This window comes from Erwinia magellanica (genome assembly GCF_039023495.1).
Taxonomy (GTDB): Bacteria; Pseudomonadota; Gammaproteobacteria; order Enterobacterales; family Enterobacteriaceae; genus Erwinia.
Genome location: NZ_JBCHVC010000005.1, coordinates 331,684 through 348,982, shown reverse-complemented (window position 1 = coordinate 348,982; position 17,299 = coordinate 331,684). Strand labels below are relative to the sequence as shown.

14 protein-coding genes are annotated in these 17,299 nt (G+C 55.3%); 3 read left to right on the top strand and 11 right to left on the bottom strand.

Annotated features, from left to right (window positions below; all coding sequences use genetic code 11):
- Positions 1-10 precede the first annotated feature (10 nt).
- Complete coding sequence (gene rlmD, locus AAH450_RS18470; protein WP_342911522.1) at positions 11-1,345, bottom strand: 23S rRNA (uracil(1939)-C(5))-methyltransferase RlmD; 1,335 nt, start codon at positions 1,343-1,345, stop codon at positions 11-13.
- Between the two features lie 126 nt (positions 1,346-1,471).
- Here rlmD and barA point away from each other — a divergent pair, with 126 nt between their 5' ends.
- A complete protein-coding gene (barA, locus tag AAH450_RS18465; protein ID WP_342911521.1) occupies positions 1,472-4,198 on the top strand; it encodes a two-component sensor histidine kinase BarA in 2,727 nt (908 codons plus the stop codon).
- A 203-nt stretch (positions 4,199-4,401) separates the two neighbouring features.
- Here the strand turns inward: barA and AAH450_RS18460 are convergent, their stop codons facing one another.
- The 6 genes from AAH450_RS18460 to AAH450_RS18435 all read right to left on the bottom strand — a co-directional run bounded on the left by AAH450_RS18460 (position 4,402) and on the right by AAH450_RS18435 (position 11,376).
- Positions 4,402-5,544: a glycerate kinase gene (locus AAH450_RS18460; protein WP_342911520.1), complete on the bottom strand. Its 1,143-nt coding sequence runs from the start codon at positions 5,542-5,544 to the stop codon at positions 4,402-4,404.
- Positions 5,545-5,620: 76 nt separating this feature from the next.
- The gene (gene garR, locus AAH450_RS18455; RefSeq protein WP_342911519.1) at positions 5,621-6,505 is read right to left on the bottom strand and encodes a 2-hydroxy-3-oxopropionate reductase; all 885 of its coding nucleotides are present in this window, start codon (positions 6,503-6,505) and stop codon (positions 5,621-5,623) included.
- A gap of 22 nt (positions 6,506-6,527) precedes the next feature.
- A complete protein-coding gene (gene garL, locus AAH450_RS18450; protein ID WP_342911518.1) occupies positions 6,528-7,298 on the bottom strand; it encodes a 2-dehydro-3-deoxyglucarate aldolase in 771 nt (256 codons plus the stop codon).
- Positions 7,299-7,319: 21 nt separating this feature from the next.
- Positions 7,320-8,660: a glucarate dehydratase gene (gene gudD, locus AAH450_RS18445; RefSeq protein ID WP_342911517.1), complete on the bottom strand. Its 1,341-nt coding sequence runs from the start codon at positions 8,658-8,660 to the stop codon at positions 7,320-7,322.
- A gap of 25 nt (positions 8,661-8,685) precedes the next feature.
- Positions 8,686-10,023 carry an enolase C-terminal domain-like protein gene (locus AAH450_RS18440; RefSeq protein WP_342911516.1) on the bottom strand — a complete coding sequence of 446 codons (1,338 nt, stop codon included), beginning with the start codon at positions 10,021-10,023 and terminating at the stop codon, positions 8,686-8,688.
- Positions 10,024-10,032: 9 nt separating this feature from the next.
- The gene (locus tag AAH450_RS18435) at positions 10,033-11,376 is read right to left on the bottom strand and encodes an MFS transporter (protein ID WP_342911515.1); all 1,344 of its coding nucleotides are present in this window, start codon (positions 11,374-11,376) and stop codon (positions 10,033-10,035) included.
- A 523-nt stretch (positions 11,377-11,899) separates the two neighbouring features.
- Between AAH450_RS18435 and garD the strand changes: the two genes are divergently transcribed.
- On the top strand, positions 11,900-13,459 hold the full coding sequence (garD, locus tag AAH450_RS18430) for a galactarate dehydratase (RefSeq protein ID WP_342911514.1): 1,560 nt from the start codon (positions 11,900-11,902) through the stop codon (positions 13,457-13,459).
- 56 nt (positions 13,460-13,515) lie between these two features.
- Here the strand turns inward: garD and AAH450_RS18425 are convergent, their stop codons facing one another.
- From AAH450_RS18425 to syd, 4 genes are all read right to left on the bottom strand, one after another.
- Positions 13,516-13,965, bottom strand: coding sequence for a flavodoxin (locus AAH450_RS18425; RefSeq protein ID WP_342911513.1), 450 nt, complete (start codon positions 13,963-13,965; stop codon positions 13,516-13,518).
- A 24-nt stretch (positions 13,966-13,989) separates the two neighbouring features.
- Complete coding sequence (gene truC, locus AAH450_RS18420) at positions 13,990-14,766, bottom strand: tRNA pseudouridine(65) synthase TruC (protein ID WP_342911512.1); 777 nt, start codon at positions 14,764-14,766, stop codon at positions 13,990-13,992.
- On the bottom strand, positions 14,766-15,092 hold the full coding sequence (locus AAH450_RS18415; RefSeq protein ID WP_342911511.1) for a YqcC family protein: 327 nt from the start codon (positions 15,090-15,092) through the stop codon (positions 14,766-14,768). The genes truC and AAH450_RS18415 overlap by 1 nt, the downstream gene beginning before the upstream one ends.
- Before the next feature lie 572 nt (positions 15,093-15,664).
- Complete coding sequence (gene syd, locus AAH450_RS18410; protein WP_342911510.1) at positions 15,665-16,213, bottom strand: SecY-interacting protein; 549 nt, start codon at positions 16,211-16,213, stop codon at positions 15,665-15,667.
- Positions 16,214-16,298: 85 nt separating this feature from the next.
- On the opposite strand from syd, the gene queF reads away from it, so the two are divergent.
- Positions 16,299-17,144, top strand: coding sequence for an NADPH-dependent 7-cyano-7-deazaguanine reductase QueF (queF, locus tag AAH450_RS18405; protein WP_342911509.1), 846 nt, complete (start codon positions 16,299-16,301; stop codon positions 17,142-17,144).
- Positions 17,145-17,299 lie beyond the last annotated feature (155 nt).

Below are 17,299 nucleotides of genomic sequence, written 5' to 3'. Positions count from 1 at the left end.
CTCTCCTGACTTAGCCCCCTCCGGGGGCCTGTTTTCGGCTAAATAACACCATTGATTCCATATGCCCGGTATGCGGAAACATATCAAGCAGGGTAATCCTTTCCAATTGGTAGCCGGATGTCAGAAGTGTCTGACTATCCCTGGCAAGTGTAGTCGGATTACAGGAAACATAGACCACACGTTCCGGCGCAAGTTTAATGATGTGAGACATCACTCCTGCCGCTCCGGCGCGGGCCGGATCGAGTAAAACCTTGTTAAATCCCTGTGCGGCCCACGGTTGCCGGGTAACCTCTTCCTCAAGATTATGCTGAAAAAAGGTCACATTATTAAGATTATTCAGAAGCGCATTATACGCACCCTTTGCCGTTAATGCTGCAACCCCCTCCACACCCGTGACATTTTCTACGCGCTTTCCTAAAGGAAGCGTGAAGTTTCCCATCCCGCAGAACAGGTCCAGTACCCGATCGTCCGGCTGCAAATCCAGCCAGCTTAGCGCCTCGCTGACCATTTTTTCATTCAGCTCCGCGTTTACCTGAATAAAGTCGCGTGGGCTGAATGTTAGCTTTAAATCGTGGATACGGTAGAACGGCATCTCGCCGTTAACCTGCTCAAGCAGATCGCTCTCCGGGGCGAGGTATAACGCCACCTGATGCTTATGCGAAAACTGTTCCAGTTTTTGTCGGTCACCAGTAATTAATGGCTCAAGATGACGCAGAACCAGCAGCGGGCCGTTATCTGCCAGCACCAGCTCCACATGTCCCAGCTTGCTCACCGCCTGTAGCGTGCTTAGTACCTGATGCAGCGGCTGGATCAGCGCATTAAGTTCGGGCTTCAAAATAGGGCATTGCGTCAGAGAAACCAGATTATTTGACCCCGCCTGGCGGAATCCCATCTGTAACGTTTTGCTGCGCGGATGATAGCTCAGCCCCAGGCGGGCGCGGCGTCGGTAGCCATAAGGCTCACCGAAAAAAATATTGCCGACCTCAACCTGCCCGCCGGTGCCCTGGCTCATCAGGCGGGAAAGCGCCTTCGCTTTACTGCTCTGCTGTAGGGCTGGCGCGACATGCTGCTGCTGGCAGCCGCCGCACTGGCTGAAATGAGGGCATTGAGGCGTAACGCGATCCGGGCTGGCGTTGAGGATTTTTTTTGCCTTGCCGCGCGCCCACGAGCGTTTGTCCTCAACAATCTCCACTTCTACCTGCTCGCCAGGCAGTGCTCCGCTGATAAACAGCGCTTTACCGTTATGCCTGGCAACGCCCTGGCCTGACGCGTCGAGGTCGCTGACGGTCACGGTGATGATTTGGCGGGTCGTCACGCGCCGTTTTGCAGAGTAGAATTGCGCCATTATTCGTTTATCCCGAAAGTCGTAAGCGGTGTCAGCCATCAAAAAGCGTGCGTAGCCTACACCAGCCTCCGGATTTATTCGACCCGCAGAGCAGCCCAACGGGCGCGATTTCGTAACAGGAAGATTATGACCAAATACAGCCTGCGGGCGCGGATGATGATTTTAATCCTGGCACCCACCCTGATGATTGGCCTGCTGCTGAGTACCTTTTTCATTGTGCATCGCTATAACGAGCTACAGCGGCAGCTGATCGATGCGGGCGCTAACATCATTGAACCGCTGGCGGTCTCCAGCGAATATGGCATGACGTTTCACAGTAAAGAGTCGGTGCGCCAGTTGGTCAGCCTGCTGCATCGCCGTCATTCTGATATCGTCCGGGCCATCTCTATTTTTGATGCGCAAAATCAGCTTTTTGTTACCTCAAATTATCACCTCAATGCGGAAAAGCTGAGGATGCCTCCGCAGGAAAAATTACCCCACGCCTTCAGCTACGAGCGTCAGGGCAATTCGGTCATTCTGCGAACGCCAATCGTCTCGGAGAGTTATTATCCCGACGAGTCGCCCGGCGAAGATGCCAAGCCCAATGGCAATCCTCTGGGCTACGTCGCTATAGAGCTGGATCTGCAATCTGTCCGCCTGCAACAGTACAAAGAGGTTTTTGTCTCAACATTGCTGCTGCTGTTCTGCCTCTGTCTGGCAATGCTGTTTGCCTATCGACTGATGCGTGATGTGACCGGGCCAATCCGGGATATGGTCAGCACGGTTGATCGTATTCGTCGTGGTCAACTCGACAGCCGCGTCAGCGGCTATATGCTTGGCGAACTCGATATGCTGAAGAATGGCATCAACTCAATGGCGATGTCGCTGACCGCTTATCATGAAGAGATGCAGCAGAACATCGACCAGGCGACCTCCGATCTGCGCGAGACGCTGGAGCAGATGGAAATCCAGAACGTCGAGCTGGACCTGGCTAAAAAGCGCGCGCAGGAAGCGGCCAGGATCAAGTCGGAGTTTCTGGCGAATATGTCCCATGAACTGCGAACCCCGCTGAACGGCGTGATCGGTTTTACCCGTCAGACGCTGAAAACGCCGCTGAACATCACCCAGCGCGACTACCTGCATACCATTGAGCGGTCGGCCAACAATCTGCTGAGCATCATCAATGACGTGCTCGATTTTTCCAAGCTGGAGGCGGGCAAGCTGGTGCTGGAAACCATTCCTTTCCCGCTGCGTGCCACGCTGGATGAGGTGGTGGTATTACTGGCGCAGTCGGCGCACGAGAAGGGGCTTGAGCTGACGCTGAGTATTCAGCCAGAGGTGCCGGACAACACCATCGGTGACCCGCTGCGCCTGCAACAGATCATCATCAATCTGCTGGGCAACGCCATTAAGTTTACCGAGCGCGGCAATATTGATATTCGCATTGAGATGCGCTCGCTGAGCACTAACCGCGTCAATCTGGAAGTGCAGATACACGACACGGGCATTGGCATCAGTGAGAAACAGCAGTCGCAGCTCTTCCAGGCTTTCCGCCAGGCGGATGCCAGCATTTCCCGACGGCACGGCGGTACGGGGCTGGGGCTGGTGATCACTCAGAAGCTGGTGAATGAAATGGGCGGCGAAATCTCGCTGCACAGCCGCCTTAATCATGGTTCCACTTTCTGGTTTAACGTCAATCTGGTGCTGAATCCTAATGCGGCCAGCGATCCTCGCGCTACCGCCTGTCTGATGGGCAAGCGGCTGGCCTATGTTGAGGCCAACAGCGCGGCGGCGAAAGCAACGCTGGAGATGCTGGGCGCCACGCAGATGGAGGTGAGCTACAGCACCACGCTGGATGGCCTGCCGGACAGCCACTTTGATGCGCTGCTGATGGGGCTGCCCGTCACCAAAGAGGCCGACCGCGAACTCTCGCCAGAGCTGCTGCTGCCCGCGCTTAAACGCGCCGACAGCCTGATTATGGCGCTTCCCTGCCAGATGCAGATTTACGCAGAGGAGCTTAAAGCCCGTGGCGTCAGCGCCTGCCTGATTAAACCAGTGAGTCTGACCAGACTGCTGCCGGTACTGATTGAGAACCATACGCGGGAGAGTGACTACCGCCCTGCCCGCCATCGTCTGCCCCTGACGGTGATGGCCGTGGACGATAACCCCGCCAACCTCAAGCTGATTGGTGCGCTGCTGGAGGAGCAGGTGGAAAACATTGTGCTGTGCGACAGCGGTGAAGCGGCCATTCAGCAGGCCAGCAAACAGCCGCTGGATATTATTTTGATGGATATTCAGATGCCGAATATCGACGGCATTCGCGCCGGTGAGATGATCCGCAGCTTCCCGCAGCACGCTACCACGCCCATTGTGGCAGTGACTGCCCATGCGCTGGATGGTGAACGCGAACACCTGATTAAAGCTGGCATGACGGATTACCTCGCCAAGCCTATTGATGAGGCGAAACTCAGCAACCTGCTGGCCCGCTATACGCCAGGTTTACGGGCGGTGGCGGCGAAGCTTCAGGATGTTCCCGTCTCGCTGGACTGGCAGCTGGCGCTGCGCCAGGCGGCAAACAAACCTGACCTGGCGCGCGATCTGTTGCGGATGCTGGTCGATTTTCTGCCTGAAGTTCATATGCTGGTGGAGAGCCACATGGCGGCGGGCGACACGCTGGCGTTAAGGGATATCATCCATAAACTGCACGGCAGCGCCAGCTACAGCGGCGTGCCGAGACTCAAGCAGCTTTGCCTACAGCTTGAGCAGGGGTTGCGTACACATGACAGTATTGTTGAAGTCGAACCGGAGCTGTTTGAACTGCTGGATGAGATGGAGAACGTGGCGACGCTGGCGAAGAAACGGCTTAATTTGTAGCCCTCAGTGAAAGAATTCAGCCGTTAAAGTCGCAACGAAGCGGAGAGGCTGTTCTGCCAGCCCAACGGGGTTTACCGGCACGGTGCAAGAAACGGAATTTCTGACCTGACGGCCATTAAAGAAGTATTGTTAACCGGGCGCACGAACGAAGCGGGACGATAAGCCTCGTCCCCCTGTTTCAGCGTAAAGAGTAGCGAAAACGACTACGCCAGCTGCTGCCCAATGGCTAAGGTGGCGGCGATGTTTCTTGCGCTAAGGCGCACGTTTTCCGCAGCGTTATCCAGCGCTTCTTCAAGCGTACAGATGGTATAGATCACGCTGAACACCGCATCCAGTCCATGCTGATGCACCACGCCCACATCCGGGGTCAGGCTGCCTGCAATGCCTATCACCGGCTTGTTATAACGTTTAGCGACCTTTGCCACCCCTATCGGCACCTTGCCATGAATGGTCTGGCTGTCGATCCGGCCTTCGCCAGTAATAACCAGCGAGGCGTCACGCACCAGCTCATCCAGCCCTAACGCTTCGGTGACGATTTCAATGCCCCGCCGCAGCTCGGCCTGACAGAACGCATGCAGCGCCACGCCCATCCCGCCCGCTGCGCCGCCGCCGGCAATGGTTAACACATCAATATCCAGCTCACGGTGGATCACCTCAGCGTAGTGGGCCAGCGCCCGATCCAGCTGTTCGACCAGCTCTGCGGTGGCCCCTTTCTGTGGCCCAAAAATGGCTGACGCGCCCTCTTTGCCCAACAGCGGATTGGTCACATCGCAGGCCACTTCAAAACGACATTGCGCAATTCGGGGATCAAACTGGCTCATATCGATGCTGACCAGTTCGGGCAGTTGCCCGCCACCATAGCCAATCTGCCTGCCCTGCTTATCAAGCAGCTGCGCGCCTAAGGCCTGCACCATACCCGCCCCGCCATCATTGGTGGCGCTACCGCCAATGCCAATAATAAAATGCTTAACGCCTTTATCAAGTGCGCTGCGGATCAGCTCTCCCGTGCCCCAGGAGGTGGTAACCAGCGGGTCGCGCCTGGCGGCAGGAACCAGCTCAAGCCCGCTGGCAGCCGCCATTTCAATGTAGGCACAGCTTTCGTCACCGGAGAGGCCATAAAAGGCGTTCACGGGTTCGCCCAGCGGGCCAGTGACTTCAAGCCGGATAATTTTGCCGCTGGTTGCCGCTACCATCGCCTCGACAGTTCCCTCTCCGCCATCTGCCACCGGCAGTTTGACGTAGTGCGCGTCGGGGAAAATTTCGCGAAACCCCAGCTCGATCTGTGTGGCGACCTGCTGAGCCGACAGGCTCTCTTTATATGAATCCGGTGCGATTACTATTTTCATACGGTATCCGGGCGCGTTAACCTGGCGTTTACCAGGCAGTGCCGTTACCGGCCTGCATAAAGGCCGGACCACGGGACTATTTGCTGATTTCTACCTTCGCTAACTTCTCGTAATAGCAAGCCAGCGCGCTATGGTCGGCAGTGCCCAGCCCATCGGCTCGCAGCGCCTGCATCATTTCCATTACTGCTGCCGTAAGAGGCAGCTGAGCGCCGACGCCGTGTGAGGTATCCAGCGCATTGGCTAAATCTTTGATATGCAGATCAATACGGAAGCCAGGTTTAAAATTACGCTCCATCACCATCGGCGCTTTGGCATCCAGCACCGTGCTGCCTGCCAGCCCGCCGCGGATCGCCTGATACACCAGGTCAGGATTAACGCCTGCTTTGGTTGCCAGCGTCAGCGCTTCAGCCATCGCTGCGATGTTCAGCGCAACAATCACCTGGTTAGCCAGCTTGGTTACGTTGCCTGCGCCAATATCACCGGTATGCACCACCGATCCCGCCATCGCTTTCATGATGTCGTAACACTTATCAAACAGCGCTTTGTCGCCGCCTACCATTACCGACAGGGTGCCTTCAATCGCTTTAGGCTCGCCACCGCTTACCGGTGCATCCAGCAGCGCGATATTTTTCTTCGCCAGTTCATCATGAATTTCACGGCTCGCCAGCGGCGCAATAGAACTCATATCAATAATGATGGTTCCCGGTTTTGCGCCCTGAATAACGCTCTCTTCACCGAGTAACACTTCTTTCACCTGCGGGGAATTTGGCAGCATGGTGATAATAACATCGCTCTGCTCAGCAACCTCTCTGGCGCTGCCAGCCGTGGTTGCGCCAGCGCTGACCAGCTCCGCTTCGTTTTCCGGGTTGTGGTCGCGAACAACCAGTGAATAGCCTGCTTTTACCAGGTTTTTGCTCATGGGTTTGCCCATGATGCCGAGACCAATAAAGCCAATTTTCATCTTGTTTCCTCCAGAAACGGGGTTATTTTTTAAAGCGATCGCACAGTGCCTGCGTGGCACCACGGAAGACGCCTAAGTCACTGCCTACGGCAACAAATCCGGCGCCCCACTCCAGATAACGGCGGGCATCGACCTCAACCGGCGCCAGGATGCCGCTGGGTTTACCTGCGGCTTTTGCCCGCTCAAACAGATATTTGATCACCTTCAGCACTTCCGGGTGGGCTGGCTGTCCGAGGTATCCTAAGGCGGCTGACAGGTCGCCAGGCCCGACAAAAATCCCGTCCACGCCCTCTACAGCGGCAATAGCATCAATATTGTCAACGCCCTGCTGCGTTTCGATCTGCACCAGCACCGTCACGTTGTCATTAATCGTACTGTTGTAGTCCGGCACCGTGCCGTACATGTTGCTGCGGTGCGAAACCGACACGCCACGGATGCCGGCTGGCGGATAGCGGGTTGAAGCCACAGCGCGCACGGCTTCCTCTTCGGTTTCTATAAAGGGGATCAGGAAATTCGAGAAGCCGATATCGAGCAGACGCTTGATGATCACCGGCTCATTGGTCGGCGGACGCACCACCGGAGCACTTGCGCTGCCCTTGAGGGCCATCAGCTGAGGCACAAAAGTGGTGATGTCATTCGGCGCGTGTTCACCGTCGAGCACCAGCCAGTCAAACCCGGCCAGGCCCAGCACTTCCGTGGTCAGCGGGTTGGCCAGCGCACACCAGCTGCCAATCAAGGTTTCGCCAGCCAGCAGGCGCTGACGGAAACTGTTGGGATTGCTTACATAGCTCATCAGTAACTCCTGTGAAAAGAATTAGCGCACCAGACAAGGGCGTTTGTTATCAAAGGCCCAGTTCGGCACCAGGAACTGCATAGCCTGCGCATCATCGCGTGCGCCCAGCCCATGCTGAAGGTAGAGCTGATGGGCCTGCATCACTTTATCCATATCCAGCTCCACGCCCAGTCCGGGAACGGTTGGCACCTGCACCTTGCCGCCTTTAATTTGCAGCGGTTCACGGGTCAGACCCTGATTGCCTTCCTGCCAGATCCAGTGGGTATCAATAGCGGTGATCTTGCCAGGGGCAGCAGCGGCCACGTGGGTAAACATCGCCAGAGAAATATCGAAATGATTATTAGAGTGGGAACCCCAGGTGAGGCCAAAATCGTGGCACATTTGCGCCACGCGCACCGAGCCTTGCATGGTCCAGAAGTGTGGATCGGCCAGCGGAATATCGACTGACTGCAAAGAGAGAGTATGACCCATCTGACGCCAGTCGGTGGCAATCATGTTAGTGGCGGTAGGCAGACCGGTGGCACGGCGGAATTCCGCCATCACCTCGCGGCCTGAATAGCCCTGTTCCGCGCCACAGGGATCTTCAGCATAGGCGAGCACGCCTTTGAGCTGTTTGCCCAACGTAATCGCTTCGTTCAGCGACCAGGCCCCGTTGGGATCCAGGGTAATACGGGCATCCGGGAAGCGTTTCGCCAGAGCAGTGACGGCTTCCGCCTCTTCGCTGCCAGCCAGCACGCCGCCTTTCAGTTTAAAGTCGTTAAAGCCATATTTTTCATAAGCCGCTTCCGCCAGCCGGACCACCGTTTCCGGAGTCAGCGCCTCTTCATGACGAAGGCGATACCAGTCACAGCTGTCGTCAGGCTGGCTTTGATAAGGCAGGCTGGTTTTGCCTCTGTCGCCTACGTAAAACAGATATCCCAGCATTTCAACTTCATCACGCTGTTGCCCGTCGCCCAGCAGAGAGGCCACGTTCACGCCAAGATGCTGACCAAGCAGATCAAGCAGGGCGGCTTCAATTCCGGTTACCACGTGAATAGTGGTACGCAGATCGAACGTCTGGTTTCCTCTGCCTGCCGCATCCCGGTCAGCAAAGGTCTGGCGGACAAGGCTTAACAGGTTTTTATATTCACCCAGCCCGTGTCCGATAATCAGCGCGGCAGCCTCTTCCAGCGTTTTGCGGATTTTCTCTCCACCTGGGATCTCGCCCACTCCCGTGTGGCCGGAGTTGTCTTTAATGATGACAATATTTCGCGTGAAAAACGGTGCGTGTGCCCCGCTCAGGTTCAGCAGCATGCTGTCGTGACCGGCCACAGGAATAACCTGCATTTCTGTGACTAATGGGGTGCCTGTAATCGGGATCATACCCTCTTCCTTCTACAAGTTAGGTTCAGCGTCCAAAGGCGGGACGTTTACGATCGAACGTCCAGCCAGGGACCAGATATTGCATTGAGGCCGCGTCGTTGCGGGAACCGCCAGGCAGCGTTTTATAGAGCGCATGCGCTTTTTCAATCTGCGCCCAGTCCAGCTCAATACCCAAACCTGGCGCGTCCGGCACGGCGATCTTTCCGTTGGTAATTTGCAGCGGATTTTTAGTCAGGCGCTGATCGCCCTCCTGCCAAATCCAGTGGGTGTCGATGGCGGTGGGTTTACCCGGCGCGGCCGCAGCCACGTGGGTAAACATCGCCAGCGAAATGTCGAAATGGTTATTGGAGTGGCAACCCCAGGTCAGCCCCCACTCATCACAGAGCTGGGCCACGCGCACCGCACCACTCAGCGTCCAGAAATGGGGGTCAGCCAGCGGAATATCCACCGCATTCAGCATCACTGCGTGGTTCATCTCGCGCCAGTTAGTGGCAATCATATTGGTTGCCACGGGCAGACCGGTAGCGCGCCGGAATTCGGCCATCACTTCCCGGCCTGAGTAGCCCTGCTCAGCGCCACAAGGGTCTTCAGCGTAGGTCAGAACGTCCTGCATGCCTTTACACAGGGCGACAGCTTCGTCCAGCAGCCAGGCACCGTTGGGATCGACGGTTATCCGGGCATCGGGAAAACGCTTTTTCAGCTCTTTAGCCGCTTCAATCTCCTGCTCGCCGGGCAGTACACCGCCCTTCAGCTTGAAATCTTTAAAGCCATATTTGTCCTGCGCCGCTTCGGCAAGACGCACTATAGCGGCGCTGTCCATCGCCTGTTGATGACGAAGGTGATACCACTCATGCCCTGTCTGCTCACCGGCAAGGTAAGGCAGATCGGTTTTTTCACGGTCGCCGATATAAAACAGATAACCCAGTACGGTGACTTCATCACGCTGCTTGCCGGGGCCAAGCAGCTCCGCCACCGGCACGTTCAGGCACTGACCTAATAAATCCAGCAGTGCGGCTTCCAGTGCCGCCACCGCATTGACCCGCAGTTCAAACGTCCAGGCACCCTGACCGAAAGTAGCAAAGTCAGCAGACTGATTGCCCTTATGCACTTCCTGCACCACACGATTCATGCGGGCAACTTCCTTGCCTTTTACCAGGGGTATGGCTGCCATCAGCGTCTGGTAGATGGTTTCGCCACCCGGCGCTTCACCCACCCCGGTATGCCCTGCACTGTCCGTCAGCACTACAATGTTGCGGGTGAAGTAAGCGCCATGCGCACCGCCAATATTCAGCAGCATGCTGTCATGGCCAGCAACGGGGATAACTTTCATCCCGGTAATAACAGGAGTGCTTTGCGTGGTCATACCTTGTCCTTACAGATGTTTCAGTTCGATACGCTTGATGTCCTGCACCAGCACCAGGTAACTCAGTACGGCGACAAAAGCGTGAATGCCGACGTAGATCAGCGCACCGTTGTACGAGCCGGTAGAGGCAATGATGTAACCGATAGCAATGGGGGTAACGATGCCGGAGATGTTGCCGAACATATTGAACAACCCACCGCTCAGTCCGCTAATCTCTTTAGGCGCAGTATCTGCCATCACCGCCCAGCCCAGGGCGCCAATTCCTTTCCCGAAGAACGCCAGCGCCATAAAGAACACCACTACCCATTCGGTATCGACGTAGTTACACACCACCATCGAAATAGAGAGCAGCATGCCAAGCACGATAGGAGTTTTACGGGCAATATTCAGCGAGCCGGTTTTACGCATCAGCCAGTCGGAGATAATCCCGCCCAGGACGCCGCCAAGGAAGCCGCAGATAGCGGGTATAGAGGCGACCATCCCCGCTTTCAGAATCGACATGCCGCGAGCCTGAACCAGATAGACCGGGAACCAGGTGATAAAGAAGTAGGTCAATGCGTTGATGCAATACTGCCCAAGATAGACACCGATCATCATGCGTGAGGTGACCAGCTGCTTGATCTGATATTTCTTCTCCGCCCAGCTCACCTTCCGCTCGACTTTTTTCTGATCCATGTTGATCAGCGCACCGCCCTGCTCCATGTACTCCAGCTCAGCTTTGTTCACGCCAGGGTGGTCATTAGGATCGTGGATCACTTTCAGCCAGATAAAGCTGATCACGATACCGAGTCCGCCCATGAACCAGAAGACGTGCGCCCAGCCTACTGACGAGACCAGCCAGCCCATAATTGGCGCAAAGATAACCGTGGCGAAATACTGTGCTGAGTTGAAAATCGCTACGGCGGTACCGCGCTCCTGTGCCGGGAACCAGGCTGCCACTATGCGACTGTTACCGGGGAAGGAGGGCGCTTCTGCCAGCCCTACCAGGAAGCGCAGCATAAAGAGCGCGGCAATGACCGTGAAGCCGCTGAACAGGTCAACAAACCCCTGTAGCAGGGTGAAGAGCGACCAGAGGAAGATGCTCCAGAAATAGACTTTTTTCGAGCCGAAGCGGTCAAGCAGCCAGCCGCCGGGGATTTGGCCTATGACATAAGCCCAGGAAAATGCGGAGAAGATATAGCCCAGGCCAACCGGATCCAGCCCGATATCTTTGGACATAGCGGAACCGGCAATTGCAATGGTCGCCCGATCCCCGTAGTTGAAAGAGGTAACGATAAATAACATCACCACTATCCAGTAGCGAGCATTACTTTTTTTTTGCACGGCGCTCGCAGCACTGTTGATTGAATTCATGAGACACTCCTGAAATAGTGCGGTCAGGCAAACTCACTCTGGACGGCATACACATCGCGTTGGGTATCAGAATGATGTTGGGTTAAACACGGCGATTATTTTGCAGAATCGTTAACGCCCAGCAGAAAAAATATCTTTTTGTTCCAGTGGCTAAAAAGTATATGAACTGCGCTCAGGTAACACATCGGCATTTAGCCCTATAAACTGGCTTTAAAAACGTAATTCTTATGGCAAATGCCCAATACGCTGCGTGATGGCTCACGGTTCAGATCCGTTCTGCGGCCGGGGTCACACTCCCGCCGCTTTCCCCTTGCCTTTGTGAGCATTCTCACTGATATCTGTACGTCTGCCATAAAAAGAGGGCGATAATGAGGCATTAAGTCGGACATATGCATAATGTATTTGGCTTGTTGCGCTTTTATACTGGTCGCCAGCAGAATCATGATTACCCGTAACAGAAGAGATCGTTCCTCAGGAAGAGAAAATAAACGCTTTCCTCACTTATTTCAGGACTTGTCGAGCAATGAATATTCTCAGAAACGATCCGCCTCTCTATATCAAAGTGCATGAAAACGATAACGTTGCCATTGTGGTCAATAATAATGGCCTGACTGCGGGCACTGAATTCCCCTGCGGACTGATATTAAAAGAGCATATTCCTCAGGGACATAAAGTTGCGCTGAGCGATATTTCTGAAGGCAGCGATATTATTCGCTATGGCGAAGTTATCGGCTACGCGGTGCGTAATATTTCACGCGGAGGCTGGATTGATGAATCGCTGGTGGTGCTTCCTGAAGCGCCTGAGCTGACGACTCTGCCGCTGGCCACCAACATTCCCCCTGCCCTGCCCAAGCTTGAAGGTTATACCTTCCAGGGCTATCGCAATGCCGATGGCAGCGTAGGCACCCGCAATCTGCTGGCGATCACTACCAGCGTGCACTGCGTGGCTGGTGTGGTAGACCATGTGGTGAAGATTATTGAACGCGATCTGCTGCCGAAATATCCCAACGTTGACGGCGTGGTAGCCCTGAATCATCTTTATGGCTGCGGTGTGGCAATCAATGCTCCTGCCGCCGTGGTGCCTATCCGCACCATCCATAACCTGGCGCTGAACGCTAACTTTGGCGGAGAAGTGATGGTTGTGGGGCTGGGCTGCGAAAAACTTCAGCCAGAACGTCTGCTGGAAGGCACGCCCGATGTTCAGACCATTTCGCTGGGCGAAGAGGATGTGATCCGGTTGCAGGATGAAAAGCATATTGGCTTTGAATCGATGGTCACCGATATTTTGCAGGTAGCAGAGCGCCATTTACAGCGGTTGAACCAGCGCCAGCGGGAAACCGTCCCGGCGTCTGAGCTGGTTGTGGGAATGCAATGTGGTGGCAGCGATGCTTTCTCGGGCGTAACCGCTAATCCCGCCGTGGGCTTTGCTTCGGATCTGCTGGTTCGCTGCGGTGCTACGGTGATGTTTTCTGAGGTCACCGAAGTCCGTGATGCTGTGCATCTGCTTACGCCGCGCGTCGCCAGCGTGGAAGTAGGCAAACGGCTGCTTGAGGAGATGGCCTGGTACGATAATTATCTGGATATGGGTAAAACCGATCGCAGCGCTAACCCTTCTCCGGGCAATAAAAAAGGGGGGCTGGCTAACGTAGTGGAAAAGGCGCTGGGATCTATTGCGAAGTCGGGACGGAGCGCCATTGTCGAAGTTCTTTCCCCCGGCCAGCGTCCGACGCAGCGCGGGCTGATCTATGCCGCCACGCCAGCCAGTGATTTCGTCTGCGGCACGCAGCAGATGGCTTCAGGCATCACGCTTCAGGTCTTTACTACCGGACGGGGCACGCCGTATGGCCTGGCTGCTATTCCGGTTATCAAAATGGCGACCCGCACGGCGCTGGCCGATCGCTGGCATGACCTGATGGATATCAACGCGGGCACTATCGCCACCGGTGAAGAGACTATTGAGCAGGTAGGCTGGAGATTGTTTGAACTGATTCTGGAGATTGCCAGCGGCAGCAAACAAACCTGGTCCGATCGCTGGGGAATTCATAATGCGCTGGCCGTTTTCAATCCGGCACCGGTGACGTGAGCCAGCGTGGCAGGAGTTTTTCTTACCGCGCCTGAGAGCAGGCGCGGTAAGAGCTGTCAGCTAATCAGCTTTGCCCAGGCTTCCACCCAGGGAGAAGTAATCTCTTCCGGCTCCGGATATTCCGTCGCATCAACCAGCAGCACCTCTCCCAGCCGCGTGGCGCTGTGCTCCTGCAACAGCGCATCAAACGACTTTCCACCTCCGCAGAAATCGTCATAGCTACTGTCGCCCAGAGCAATCACGCCGTAACGCAGGGCTGGCTGGTGGCCCATCTTATCCTTGATGGCGTGGAACAGCGGCGCAATACTGTCTGGTAAATTGCCCTGACCCGTAGTCGAAGTGATCACCAGTACCACCTGATCGGCGTAGCGCTGCCAGTCACCCAGCGTGGGATCTTCGAAAATTTTCACCTGGTGCCCCAGATCGGCCAGCAAAGGCTCAGCCTCTTCAGCCACCATCAGCGCGTTACCGTATACGGTGCCAACAAAAATACCTATCTGAGCCATGCAATTCTCCGTTTCTGGCGCTTATTAAGTGAGACTATCCTGAAGGTTAGTCGTCATAAACTCAACCCTCGGAAGCTCAGGAAGGCACGCTTCCCAACCAAAAGCGGACAGGCAGCCCTGCCAGACGGGATCCAGACCGGCCCGCAACAGCAGCGGTTCACCCGTCACCGGATGCGTCAGGCTCAGTTCGCTGGCGTGCAGCATCAGCCTCTTCATGCCGAAATGCTGCGCGGCGCTGCGGTTCTGTTTGAGGTCACCGTGGGCGCTGTCCCCAATAATGGGATGACGAAGGTGGCGTAAATGACGGCGTAACTGGTGTTTACGCCCGGTTTCAGGCTTAAGCTCCACCAGGCTGAAGCGCGACGTCTCATAGCAGCTTACCGCTACCGGCAGCTCCGCTTTTGCTAAAGCCTTCCAGTGCGTAACGGCAGACTGGGGCGCTTTATCCGCCACGCTGAATTTGTCGGCAATTTTGTCCCGCTCTTCGGTCAGCGCATAGTCCAGGGTCTCTTCCCCTTCCAGCCAGCCTCTGACCACCGCGTGATAGGTTTTTTGTAACGCGTGCTGTTCAAATTGTTGCGACAGAAGCCGGGCTACCTCGGCCGACAGCGCCAGCAGCAGCACGCCGGAAGTTGGACGATCGAGACGATGGACGGTAAAAACATGCTGACCAATCTGGTCACGCAGGGTTTGCATAACAAAAACCGTTTCGTGGCGATCCAGCCAGCTACGGTGGACCAGCCAACCGGAGGGTTTGTTAACCGCCACCAGCCAGCGATCCTGATAGAGGATCTCCAGCATTAATCGTCCTGCCCAAACAACTGATCCAGCTGATTCAGAGCGTGCAGAAGCGTGGCACGTGCAGGAATTTCGCCCTCAAGCGCCACTTCGTAATAGGGGGCAATCGCCAGTTTTTCCGGCAGTGGAGCGCCTGCATCCAGTATTGCCCGCATGCGCGGCAGAAATATCCACTGTAGCCACTGCAACGGCATCATGGTGTCCACGCAGAATGGCTCCACGCTGTTAAACGCTTCGCTGGTAGGTGCACAAACTTGCCACAGACCCGCCTCATGTAATAGTTGCTCAATCGCATCAAGGCGATGCAAAACCTGGGTTTCACGGCTCATTGGCAGTTCTCCTTGGTCAGATGATCGGAAGGCAGCAAGCATACCACTCAGCAGTGTGCTCTGGAAAAGTATGGACAAAAAAAGGGAGCACTGTGTAAACAGTGCTCCCGGTTCGTTTGCAGCTATCCCGCCACGCTTATGCTCCCTGCTCGTCCGTGATAACTTTGTCCCTGAGTGTTCCCTACTTTTCACCTTCCTGGTGTGTCCCTTGCATCCCGGCACGCCATCTTCATGACAGCTCACAATCTCCATCCTGGAGGTGTCCCTGATCTCGTCCTGAGATATCCTTTCTTCATCCTGAAGACTTCCCTGCTTCCTCTTCCCGAGGTATCCCGACTTATTGCTAAGCCACACTTCCTTTTGGTGGCGTTATTCTGCCCTAACTGTATAAACACACAATATGGCTGACAGCGAAATGTCATGCTTACCGCTGTGTAAGCGCCACCAGTAAGAGCAACTTTATGATTTTTAATCAATTGCACTAAAAACCCTGGTTTGTACGTGGCTATTTTCAAGCGATCTCTCACAGCTGACGTGAGAGATCTCTTACAAAACGTCGCGCTTTTTAATATTCAGGGTAAGGCAACCGTCAGCTCGGTGATGAACTGCTCCAGGTCTGGCGCCAGAAGGGTGCGTTGTTTGGTGCCCAGCTGCTCCAGTACCACTTCCCCGCTGAGATTGCATACGGAAATCACCTCCAGTTCAGAGGAGGTTGTGGCGATAAACAGGGTTGGCGACTGTTTTAAACGGCGCTTCATAACCAGATGGCCAATAAGATTTTCCTGTACGCGCAGAAAATCTTCCTCGCTCCAGGTTTGCAGCAGCGTACAGCTCAGCTCGCCAAACGTGACGGACATATCTCCGGCAAACTGCGAACTATACCAGGCCACTACAGAGGGCTGGATGCGTAACTCCACGGCCCGCTCAACCGCTTCCAGGTTTTGCGCCAGGGTGAAGGGCTGCGGCAGCCAGAAGAGATCCTCTTCATTGGTTTGCTGGACGCAGGGCGAAGGCACGCCAAGAAGTTCGGCACTTGCCGGAGGATGGCCGCATTCGCGGATCCAGTCATCACAATATTTACGGGTAAAATCCGTTAAGGCCTGGGCCGTTTGTTCAATCATTCTTTTTTCACTCTCTGTTGCCTGAGTTACACTAAGGCTAACTGTGCACTACCGCCTGCAAGCCGCAGGCCATAAGGTAATTAAGATGTCTTCTAAGGCTCCACATCAGGCATTAAACAACCTGACACTGGGAAAACCCACAGAGTATCACGATAAGTATCAACCCTCTTTACTGCAAGCCGTACCGCGCAGCATGAACCGCGAACCGCTGGGGCTTTATCCGGAGGCCCTGCCTTTTCATGGCGCCGATATCTGGACGCTGTACGAGCTATCCTGGCTGAATGAGAAAGGCCTGCCGCAGGTTGCTATAGGCGAAGTGACGCTGAAGGCGGACAGCCAGAACCTGATTGAGTCCAAGAGTTTCAAACTCTATCTTAACAGTTTCAACCAGACAAAATTTGCCGACTGGGGCGATGTTCGTAGCACGCTGGAGCGCGATCTCAGCGCCTGTGCGCAGGGGGAAGTCAGCGTCGCACTGTTCCGGCTACAGGAAGTGGAAGGCCAGCCCATTGGGCACCTTGCCGGATACTGCATTGATGAACAGGATATTGAAATTGATAACTATCAGTTCACCACGGATTATCTGCAACAGGCAACGCAACCTGAAATTGTGGAAGAGCAGCTGGTCAGCCATCTGTTGAAATCCAACTGCCTGATTACCAACCAGCCAGACTGGGGTTCGGTGCAGATCAGCTACCGGGGGCCGCGTATTCAGCGTGAAGCGCTGCTGCGTTATCTGATCTCTTTCCGTCATCACAACGAATTCCACGAGCAGTGTGTCGAACGCATATTCAACGATATTCTGCGCTTTTGCCAGCCAGAGCAGCTAAGCGTTTATGCCCGCTACACCCGTCGGGGCGGGCTGGATATCAACCCCTGGCGCAGCAACGCTCTGTTCCGGCCAGGCCATTCCCGTCTTGTCAGGCAGTAATCAGCACGGTTTTGCGCACCATCCCGCATTAGCAGGATGCGATCTCTTGTTAAATCAGGACGGACAAGGCTACTCTGGAGTGGGCACAGGTAACCACCTGGCCCAGGGATTTTACTCTCCATGCTGTTCCGGCCGAATGGCCACAATGGAGTGAC